Genomic DNA, 8763 nt, shown 5'->3' with positions numbered 1-8763 from the left:
GTGTGAAAGTAGGTCATCGCCAGGCTCTCCCATCAACACCCCAGCTCCATCAAAGAGCTGGGGTGTTTGTCTTTGCGTGAACGCTTCTCCGCTGACCTGCCGCATCGATCCGCCAGCCAGACCCCGGCAACATCCCACCTCCATCGCACAAAAACAAAAGGCCTCAAAAAGAGGTTTGTAGATCGCTTTTTTTGTCGGACCTCCCTCGATATTTGGGCGAAGCCTACTTCAAAGTCTCTTCAAACTAGTGTTTGAGGTGGCTATCGCCGCCTTGCAACGCACAAGCAAAACTAGATCGCGTTGAAGGAAAGTTGTGATACTGTATATTCATACAGTATCCACTGGCTTGCTTTGGCGTTTCCATGTTTGCGTTGTCCCCGTCTCTTGTCATCGCCGAAGATGTGGCGGAATGCCCCGTCCTCGCTGGACGCGCGGTGTCTGGGGAGCGTGCGCTTATGCCGAAAGCCTCGACGGTGCCATTGCCGGAGGCGCTGCATCCGGCTCTGTGGAGCGCAGGCCGTCTGGCGCGAAGCGACGGGCGCGTTTTGACCACTGGGTATGACTCGCTGAATGTCGAGCTGCCTGGTGGTGGCTGGCCCCTCGGCGGATTGACCGAACTGCTGTGCCCCCAATCCGGTATTGGTGAATGCAGGTTGCTGCGCCCGGCGTTGTCTACGTTGTGCGCGGATGCAGGGCGCATTGCGCTGATTGCTCCGCCGCATCTGCCGAATGCAGTGAGACTGGTGGGCTGGGATTTCTCTCCTGAACAAATCGTCTGGGTGCGCGCTGACAAGCCAGCTGATCTTCTGTGGGCAGCCGAGCAGGTTCTACGCTGCAAGGCTTTCGATGGTGTGCTGATCTGGCTGAACCAGGCTCGCCCAGGAGAGTTGCGCAGGCTGCAAGTGTTGGCCCAGGCGGGAGAGAGCGCCATCTGGGTGTTCCGGCCAGCTCAGGCGCAGCGTGAGTCGTCGCCAGCGGTGCTGAGGCTGGGGCTGGAACCGGCTGGCGCCGATTCGCTGTCCATTCTCTTCCACAAGCGGCGTGGGCCGTTGCGTGAATCTCCGTTGCTACTGCCGTTGGCGGATCCGCTTCGGGCCGGTCGCGCTTCCGTGCGACCGTTGCCTGTGCCATCGGTCGAGCCGTTCATCATGGATCCGGCCACAGCGAAATTGCTGGCCGCGCTTTCGTCTCCTTCGTCTTCTGTTGCGTTCAACGCTTTGTCGGACGTTTCCGATCAAAACACTCCCGATCATGCCGTTCTGGATCGCGGTGCATCTGCCCCGTCTCCCACTCGACGTGCTTCGACCCCGGTGGTCTGACCCAACCGCACTGCCTTTGCCGGTCGTGGTGCTGGAGCAGGAGCGCGTGGTGTCGGCCAATCGCTTAGCGATGCGCGAAGGCGTACACGCAGGCCTGCGCCGGGCAGGTGCGCAGGCGTTGGTGCCGCACGCCATACAGCTTGATCGCGATCTGGCGGCCGAGGCACGGTTGCTGCAATCGCTGGCGCTGGCGCTGTTGGCATTCACGCCGCATGTCACGTTGGACGTGGTGGAAGAAACGACGGTTTTGTTGGAGGTCGAGGCCAGCTTGCGCCTGTTCGGCGGACATCGCGCGCTGTGTCGGGCAGTGAAGTATTGCGCGGTTCGGTTGGGCGCTATGCCGCAGCTTGGCACCGGACCGACGGCACGCGGTGCGGCATGGCTTGCCAGTGCACAGCCGACGCCGATACGTGGGCGTCGTCGCACGACAGCACGTCAAAGGTGTGCACGAAGGGCGGTGCGGCAGGAGCGGTTGTCGGCGTTGCTTGATCAATTGCCCGTCGACGTGGTAGCCCGGCTCACGCGGCCCGATTGGCTTGAAGGCCTCGGCTGTCGCACGCTAGCTGATTTGCGCGAGTTGCCGCGTAGCGGCCTGCGGCGGCGCTGCGGGCCGTTGCTGGTGGATACGCTCGATGCCGCTTATGGCAACGGGCACGAGAGCTTCGCGTGGTTTACCGCCCCGTTGCGCTTCGATGTGCAGCTGGAATTGCCAGGCCGCATCGATAACGCGGAGGGCGTGCTGGCAGCCTCGGAGCAATTGTTGTTGCAGCTGGTCGGCTGGCTGTCGGCGCTTCAGTTGGGTGCCAAGACGTATCGGCTCACGCTGGAGCACGAACGCCGGCGCGGCCGGAGCAGTGAAGATGCCGCTTCGTCCACGCCGGTGGAGATCGCGCTGGCACAGCCGGTTCGCACGCTGGCGCACTTGTCGCGGGTGCTGCATGAGCGCGTGCATCGGCTCACGCTGATCGCCCCGGTGGTTGAACTGCGCCTGACGGTGACCGACGCTACGCCGCTCGCGCCGCCTACGGAATCGCTGTTTCCCGAGCCCGGTGGTCGCGCTGAAGATGCAGCACGCCTGATCGACACGCTGATCGCCCGCCTGGGTGCTGAGAACGTGCGTCATCCGCAGCCGTGCGCTGACCATCGCCCTGAGCGCGCCAACCACTGGGTCGAGGTAAATGCCGCAACCACCGCACAGAGCCGTGCGGCCGCGCGTCAAGCATTGGCGCAGTGGCATGCGCAGCAGCCGGAGCGCCCGCTGTGGCTGCTGGAGAAGCCCATCCCGCTGCTGACACGTCAGAATTATCCGTATTACCGCGGGCTGTTGCGGCTGGTGTCGATGCCCGAGCGCATTGAATCCGGCTGGTGGGACGACGACCTCATCAAGCGCGATTACTTCATCGCCGCCGGAGAAAAAGGCGAGCGTTACTGGGTGTATCGCGAACGCGTTTCCGCTGGCAAAGCCAATGCGGCAGACGAGGACGCCCGCTGGTATCTGCACGGCTTGTTTGGCTAAGCACGTCATGACTTCGCCCACGCCACTCCCCGGTCTGCCCGACTATGCCGAGCTGCATTGCATCAGCAACTTCACGTTCCTGACCGGCGCGTCGCATCCGCACGAACTGGTGGAGCGCGCTAAGCTGTATGGTTATCAAGCGCTGGCGCTGACCGACGAATGTTCTGTGGCAGGCACCGCGCGAGCGCTTGTGGCTTCCAAGGAACACGAACTGAAGCTCATCATCGGCAGCCGTTTTACGGTGCGCAATGCCGATGGCGAACCCTGGCTGCGGCTGGTGCTGCTGGCGCAGAACATCGAGGGTTACGGCAACCTGAGCGAGATCATCACGCACGCGCGGCTGGCGGCACCGAAGGGCGAGTACCGCTTGCTGGCAGACGATTTGGCCGCGCCCCAAGGTGAACTCGCTCACCTGCGCGGCGTGCCCGATTGTCTGGCGATTCTGCTGCCGGACTACGATCCCGACCCGCAGCAACTGCTGGCTCAGGCATGGTGGTGTCAGCGCGTGTTCGGTGATCGGCTATCCATTGCGCTGGAGTTGCCGCTGCGGCACGCGGATGACCGCCATCGCGGCACGGTTGCGGCGTTGTCGGAACAGATCGATGTGTCCATGGTCGCGACCGGCGGCGTGCAGATGCACACGCGTCAACGCAAGCCGCTGCACGATGTGCTGACCGCCATCCGCCTGTCCAAGCCGCTTTCTGAGTGCGGCTTGGAACTTGCGCCCAGCGCTGAACAGGCGATGCGCACGCGCATGCAACTCGCGTTTCTCTATCAAGGCAAGCGCGGTGCCAAGATCCTGCGCCGGACGATGGAGTTGGCGGCGTTGTGCAATTTTTCCCTTGACGAGATCGAATACGAATATCCGAGCGAAGTCGTGCCGGAAGGCATGACGCCGGCCGAATACCTGCTTGCTGAAACGTTGGCCGGTGCCGCAAAGCGTTATCCAAACGGCGTGTCGGAGAAGGTGAGCGCGCAGATCCAGGATGAACTCGGACTAATTGCCGACTTGGGTTACGAGCCCTTCTTCCTCACGGTCTATGACGTGGTGAAATTTGCGCGCAGCAAGGGGATCCTGTGCCAGGGGCGTGGCTCGGCGGCCAACTCGGCGGTGTGCTATTGCCTGGGGATTACCGAGGTGAACCCGGACAGCGGCAACACGCTGTTCGCGCGCTTTCTTTCGCGTGCACGCAATGAGCCGCCCGACATCGATGTCGATTTCGAACACCAGCGCCGCGAAGAGGTCATCCAGTACATCTACAACAAGTACGGCGTGACACGTACCGCGCTGGCGGCCGCACTCATCACGTATCGCACGCGTAGCGCACTGCGTGACGTAGGTCGCGCGTTGGGCATTGATCTTGGGATCATCGAGCAGGTGGCCAAGGGGCAGGCGTGGTGGGATAGCCGCAAGGAATTTGCGCAGCGGGCAGGCCAGCAAGGCCTGGATCCGGAGTCGCCGTTGGTGCTGCGCTGGGCGCAACTGGTAGATCAGTTGCGTGGTTTTCCGCGCCATCTGTCGCAACACGTGGGCGGGTTCGTGATTGCGCAGGGCAAGCTTTCACGCCTGGTGCCAATCGAGAATGCGGCGATGGAAAACCGTCGCGTCATCCAGTGGGATAAAGACGATCTTGAATCGCTACGCTTGCTGAAGGTGGACGTGCTGGCGCTGGGTATGCTCACAGCCATTCGTCGCACGCTGGATATGCTTGACGCGTTGCCCGGACGACGCGAGCACTATGGCGCAACCGGCAAGCTCGCCATGCAGCACCTGCACGATGACGACAAGAAAACCTACGACATGATCTGCCGCGCCGAAACCATCGGCGTGTTCCAGATCGAATCGCGTGCGCAACAATCGATGCTGCCACGTCTGCGTCCACGCGAGTATTACGACTTGGTGATCCAGGTGGCCATCGTACGGCCCGGGCCGATCCAGGGCGGCATGGTGCACCCGTATCTGCAGCGGCGCGAGGCGAAGCGCAATGGCAACACCGATTGCGTGACATACCCAGGGCCCGAGGTGAAAGCCGTGCTTGAACGCACGCTGGGTGTGCCGATCTTCCAGGAGCAGGTGATGGAGATCGCCATGAAGGCCGGCGATTTCACTCCGGACGATGCTGACCGCTTACGCCGCGACATGGCTGCCTGGAAGCGCAAGGGCAATCTCACACAGCATCAGGAGCGCTTGGTGCATGCGATGGTCGTCAAGAGGCGCTACGACCCCGCTTTTGTTGAAGCGCTGTGCAAGCAGATGGAAGGTTTTGCCGAATACGGCTTCCCCGAAAGCCACGCGGCAGGTTTTGCGAAGCTGGCCTACGTCAGCAGCTTCCTGAAGTGCCACGAACCGGCGGCGTTCTTTGCGGCGTTGCTCAACAGTCAGCCCATGGGGTTCTATTCACCGTCGCAACTGGTGCAGGAAGCCAGGCGCAACCATGTGCGCGTGCTGCCGGCGGACGTGACGGCCAGCGTATGGGACAGCACGCTTCATCCCCGCACCGACGGCGAGGCCGGTGACGGTGGCATTGTGCAGCCCGACATCCGCCTCGGGTTGAATCGCATTCGGGGCATGCGCAAACCGGCCGCCGAACGCATCGAAGCGGCTCGCGCCCAGGCGCCATTTACCAGCGTGGAGGATCTAGCCCATCGCGCCGCCCTCGACCGCCATGACCTGAACGTGCTGGCTGCAGCCAATGCGCTCAAGCCGCTGGCCGGCCACCGTCGTCAGGCGCTATGGCAAACGCTCGCACTGCAGGAGCCCGGCCAGGATCACGCGCTGCTGCGCCAGGCCCGGCCGGTGGAGGCGCCGCTCGAGCTGCCAGACCCGCCCGTTGGTGAAGAGGTGATGGCGGATTATGGCAGCCTGGGGTTGTCGTTACAGAGCCATCCGGTAGGGTTGCTGCGCGGGCGGCTCGAACGCATGCGTTTTGCCACCGCCGCCACGCTGGCCGGCTATCGCAACGGGCAACTGGCGCGCGCTTGCGGCATTGTCACGGTTCGGCAGCGGCCGGGCACGGCCAACGGCACCATCTTCGTTTCCATTGAAGACGAGACGGGCGCCATCAACGTCATCCTCTGGCCGCACTTGATCGAGCGTCAGCGACGTGAAGTGCTGAACGCCCAGTTGCTGGGCGTTTACGGCAAATGGCAATGTGAGCGCGAGACCCGACACCTTGTCGCTCAGCATCTGGTGGATTTGACCCCACTTCTGGGGCGCCTTGCCACTTTCAGTCGCGACTTCCATTAATTCCTGTCCGACCGCCAACTGACCGCCGCGTCACCTTCGGCACGGCAATTGCGTGACGAGAGGCACGCGCAGTCGCCTCACCGTGATGCAGAGGGCTCAGGCGATTCACTTCCGCCGTGCACCCTCCAATTGGCGGATAGGGCAAGCGCGGATCGACGAAACGTAGTGCGGATGCAAGGATTTGCGCTTGAAGCGTCACAAAAACCCCCAGCAAGCGAAGAAAACGGCATCTGTAAGGGAACTGACCCTCAAGGCGCCTTGTCACCATAAGCAGGGTTGATGAGATGCGCTTTCATCACGCGTCAATATTGGGTGCAGTCGAAATTACGTCTACTCTGTAGAAAACACATCACGGAGGCCGCCCCCAAAAACGTGTGCAACGGCGTGCATAGATGACACCGCCACCGTTGCCGTGCTGCTGTGTATGACCGCGGACGAAGGTGCAGCCACCCGACCCGCATATTTTCAGCCCATCGATCGGGTCCAGACCCGGCGGTGTTTCCCATCTCAGGTGCAGGAGCGAACAGATGGAACAGCCTTTCAAGCAGTTACACAGTCTGCGCAAGTCGCGCAAGCTCAAACAGGAAGATGTCGCCAAGATGGCCGGTATCTCTCGCGAAGCGTATTTGCGCGCGGAATCCGGTCGTGCCGATCCCCGCCTGTCGACGCTGATGGCCGTGGCCGGCGCGCTGGGGCTGGAGGTCGTTCTGGCGCCGCGAGAAGCCGTTGCCGAGATCGAGCGCGTGATTGCCAATCATCCGACTCAGCCAACGCAAGCGGGCGGCGGAGCGGAAGCTGGCCACGAGCGTTCGGAGCATGGCGCGATGGGCGGCACGGGCGGCGGACATGGCCTGGCAGGCCAGTATCGCGGGCCGGAGCGCCATCCGCAGTCCGCCTATCACCCAGGTGCCTCGCACAGCCAAGCGGGCCAGCAAGGTGCCCCCCATGCGGGCAGCGGCGCCGAGGATCGCTCGCGCATGACGTCTTCGGACAAGCCCGGCGCTGGCGGTTCGTCCAGTGGTTCAGATCGCCCGGGCGGCGGTTCGGGTTCGCGCGAGTCGTAAGCGGATCCCTCTGGTATAGGCCGGGCACGCAAGCGCCCGGCTTGCGATTGAGCGCAGGAAGCAGTCGCACTACAATCGGCCCGGCAAGCCGCGCCCGGTTGGTTTGTGCGCGTTTGCGCTAACGTTTCCTTCTCCTTTCCTATGCACGGCGATCCGCCACGCACGCACATGGCGCAAGCCGTACCGCAACATCCGCCGTTCTGGCACAACCTCAAACAAGACGTTTTCTTCTGGGCGCTGTTGGCCATCTGCGGCGCGCTGACGCTCGCGGCTCCCAAGCGCATCGTTGAATATCCGGCGCTGATTGACTGGCACACCATTGCCGCATTGGCCGGTTTGCTCATCCTGACCAAGGCGGTAGAGGCCAGCGGCATGCTGCAGTTGCTCGGCCGGCGCCTCGTCGAAGTCGTCAGCAGCGAGCGTGTGCTGGCGCTCAGCCTGGTAGCGGCTTCGGCGGCGTTGTCGACCGTATTGACCAACGATGTGGCGTTGTTCGTGATCGTGCCGCTCACCGTCGGCTTGCGGCAGGTCGCCAGCCTGCCGGTGGCGCGGCTAGTGATATTCGAGGCGCTGGCGGTCAACGCGGGTTCCGCGCTCACGCCGATCGGCAATCCGCAAAACCTCTTCCTGTGGCATCAATCCGGGCTGTCGTTTGGCGCATTTGTCTGGCAGATGACGCCGATGGTCGTGCTCCTGATGGCGTTGCTTCTGCTGGTGACGTGGCTGGCGTTCGCCTCGCACGAAATCCATCTGCATGCTGAAGCCACCGACGTGGAATTGCACAAGCGCCTGCTGGTGCCGGCGCTCGTGCTGTACGTGCCATTTCTGGTGCTGACCGATCTGGGCCATCCGCTGGTGGCGGCGGCCGGGTTGATCGGGCTGTACCTGATCGGCGCGCGCTATGTGCTGGCCCGGGTGGACTGGGGCCTCCTTCTCGTGTTCATGCTGATGTTCATTGACCTGCGGCTGGTGGCGCAGCTTGGCATCGTGCGGCAGGCGCTGGATGCGCTGGCGTTGAGCAATCCCATGCATCTGTACTGGGCTGGCATTGGCGTGTCGCAGATCATTAGCAACGTGCCGGCGGCAATCCTGCTGGCAGAGTATTCACATGACTGGCCAATGATTGCCTTTGCAGTCAGCGTGGGCGGATTTGGCACGCTGATTGGGTCATTGGCCAACCTGATTGCGTTACGCATGCTGGGCGACCGCCGTGCCTGGTGGGTGTTTCACGCGTACTCGATGCCGTTTCTCTTGGCTGCGGCAGGCATCGTGTACGCGTGGCTGATGTGGCTGCGTTAGGCTGGCACGGCATCCTAATCGGGCATGACGCTGGTCCAGGTGATGGCGCTCGGTACGAAAGCACAGCTGCGGCGTAGCGGTCAGCTGGCCGATCTGTTTCCTAATTGGTCGGAGGAGCGCTTTGCGCTCTACGCACTGTATCCATCGCGCGCTACCTGCCTGCCAACGTGCATGCATTCATCGATTTCTGCGTCGAGAACCCGCCCGCAGGCTAGCCCGTAAAGTACTGGGGGCGCCCGCGGGGGGCCGCCCCCGCGGAAGCAACAAACCGGGTGAGGATGTTTGGTGGGGGAACCGGGGGAGGCACCCAGGGCGGGG

At 62.8% G+C, this 8763-nt stretch carries 5 protein-coding genes; all 5 read left to right on the top strand.

Going from position 1 to position 8763, the window contains the following annotated elements:
- The first annotated feature begins 362 nt into the window (after positions 1 to 362).
- Positions 363 to 1319: a translesion DNA synthesis-associated protein ImuA gene (gene imuA, locus ACCD03_RS25160; protein WP_413413243.1), complete on the top strand. Its 957-nt coding sequence runs from the start codon at positions 363 to 365 to the stop codon at positions 1317 to 1319.
- Complete coding sequence (locus ACCD03_RS25155) at positions 1252 to 2835, top strand: Y-family DNA polymerase (RefSeq protein ID WP_413413242.1); 1584 nt, start codon at positions 1252 to 1254, stop codon at positions 2833 to 2835. Before imuA ends, ACCD03_RS25155 begins: the two co-directional genes overlap by 68 nt.
- A gap of 7 nt (positions 2836 to 2842) precedes the next feature.
- A complete protein-coding gene (locus ACCD03_RS25150; RefSeq protein ID WP_413413241.1) occupies positions 2843 to 6082 on the top strand; it encodes an error-prone DNA polymerase in 3240 nt (1079 codons plus the stop codon).
- Positions 6083 to 6609: 527 nt separating this feature from the next.
- Entirely contained in the window at positions 6610 to 7146 is a 537-nt protein-coding gene (locus ACCD03_RS25145) for a helix-turn-helix transcriptional regulator (RefSeq protein ID WP_325650541.1), read from the top strand.
- A 141-nt stretch (positions 7147 to 7287) separates the two neighbouring features.
- Positions 7288 to 8445, top strand: coding sequence for an SLC13 family permease (locus ACCD03_RS25140; RefSeq protein WP_045204025.1), 1158 nt, complete (start codon positions 7288 to 7290; stop codon positions 8443 to 8445).
- The last annotated feature ends 318 nt before the right edge of the window (positions 8446 to 8763 follow it).

Source organism: Ralstonia sp. Ralssp135 (genome assembly GCF_047304345.1).
In the GTDB taxonomy this organism is placed as follows: Bacteria; Pseudomonadota; Gammaproteobacteria; order Burkholderiales; family Burkholderiaceae; genus Ralstonia; species Ralstonia chuxiongensis.
This window is presented reverse-complemented; position numbering and strand designations above follow the sequence as displayed.